Origin of the sequence: Rossellomorea oryzaecorticis (assembly GCF_038405515.1) — a bacterium.
Lineage (GTDB): Bacteria > Bacillota > Bacilli > Bacillales > Bacillaceae_B > Rossellomorea > Rossellomorea oryzaecorticis_A.
In genome coordinates this window covers 1-1,937 of record NZ_JBBYAF010000086.1, presented here as the reverse complement: position 1 = coordinate 1,937, position 1,937 = coordinate 1, and the positions used below count along the sequence as shown (strand labels likewise).

Here is a 1,937-nt window from a genome sequence, read left to right as displayed (position 1 = left end):
GTCATAAGCCAAACCGGCCAAGAAGGCAAAGAGCGCCTTCCAGTCCGGTTCGTCTTATGCCACCCGCCTCTGAGCAAAGCCCTTCCGCTTTTCTAATTAGCTACTTTTCCCTCAGGAGTCTTCGTATTGCACTTCAATTAACCGCTGGCTCAAGCTAAATTATCAAACATACTTTAACAAGCCAAATAAAAAAATCCGAACTAATTCGAATTCTATTTAAAGAATTTCGAATTACAGTTCGGATTTTCCTTCGACTAAAACGATTTTTCCCAACCTCTTAATGTCAGTTCCCTAATATTGCTTTTAAAACCGAAGTGGTTTCCCCACCTTCATAAAACACATACAGAAGCAGGTAGACAGCAACTCCAGTAATTGCAGTGAAAAACCATATGATACTAGTGATCGGGCCAAGCTTGCGATGCCTTGCCAGTTTCTCTTTATAGCCCGTCCATAAACTCATTAAACCAAACACTGCCCCCGTTGTCGCAAGAGTGATATGGAAAATCAAAAATATCGTGTAATAAATCTTAATATCTTCCGGACCACCGAAGGAAGTATTGCCGATGAAAATCGTTCTGCTAGCATAAATGATAAAGAAAATCAGTGCAAAAATCCCAGCCAAGGTCATCGTACCCTGATGCTGTTCAATTTTTCTTTGTTTGATTTGCCACCAGCCGATTGCAACAGTGATTGCACTTAAGACAATGAAGCTGGTACTGATGGTTGGTAAAATTGGTAGACCCATAAATAGTCCTCACTTTTCTCTAGTTATTCTATGTACGGCAGGAACAGCGGCAAGCTATCCCTGCATAATGTCTAATCAGTCTGTCGGAGCAGGATCGGCAATTGGTTCATATGATTGGCTTTCCTGCCTTTCCATATCCTTTCTATACCATTGAAAGAAAAGATTAAATAGCATAACACCGAAAACAATCTCCTGGATGATTTTCATGATTACTCCGCCCAGCTGCTGATCGTTCACTGTTGACATCGATGTAAATAATTCCGGACCTGTCAGGGTCAAGCCTTGTAAAGTATCAACAGGAACACATAAAGCCAATGCTTTCATGAACTCCTCAGGATCATAATAAGGTGCATACAGAGGATTTTCCGCAAAGATAATCAAGCCGCATGCCGGTGTTAACAACACGGCACTTCCCAATATATATCCAATTCTTTTTAAACCGCTTAAATCAATATCTTCATCAGCGGGATTTAAAAGCGGCCACCACATGAATACCGACAATAAGAATAAAATGACTGTTGCCAATCCATGCATCGTTACATCCGTTCTCACATGATCAAAAACAAGCGGAATATGATAGATGGAAAAAACAATATTAAATGCTATTAATGCAATTAAAGACTTCGTCATAAATTTAAACAACGGTTTCACTACAGGAAGGTTGATTGCAGCCTTCCATACCCAATTGGGAATCCCCATAATGATGAGAGGTGTAACAACTAAATAAAGAAGAGCCATCTGCGTCATATGAGCAGAGAATAAAATTGTGCTCAGTACTTCAACAGGTGAACCTTTGATTGCATATAAGAGAATCATCGCTAATATAAAATAAGCTGCTTCTTTAAAACTCAGCGGAGCACTTTCCTTGAAGCTGCTTCTCCACTTTACCGTAACCAAAAAATAAACAACCGTGACAAATACCAATGCCAATATAAAAAACGGGCTCCATAAAGCCATAAACCCAAATATACCTAATGGCATTTCCTCACCTCATTTCACTTTTAAACCTATACCACCATTATACTGTCAACCTCCCCCCACTTCAATCCAAGGTAATGACAAGTTCTTGAACAATTAGAAAAGCGGAAGGGCTTTGTTCAGAGGCGGGTGGCATAAGACGAACCGGACTGGAAGGCGCTCTTTGCCTTCTTGGCCGGTTTGGCTTATGACATGTGCCTCTAAGCCCTGCAGC

The 1,937-nt window shown here is 40.7% G+C and carries 2 protein-coding genes; both read right to left on the bottom strand.

Translation table 11 applies throughout. The annotated features are described in order from the left end of the window. Positions 1–283: 283 nt before the first annotated feature. Entirely contained in the window at positions 284–745 is a 462-nt protein-coding gene (locus AAEO50_RS20960) for a DUF420 domain-containing protein (protein ID WP_341986326.1), read from the bottom strand. Positions 746–820: 75 nt separating this feature from the next. Next, entirely contained in the window at positions 821–1,726 is a 906-nt protein-coding gene (gene ctaG / locus AAEO50_RS20955) for a cytochrome c oxidase assembly factor CtaG (RefSeq protein ID WP_341986325.1), read from the bottom strand. Positions 1,727–1,937 lie beyond the last annotated feature (211 nt).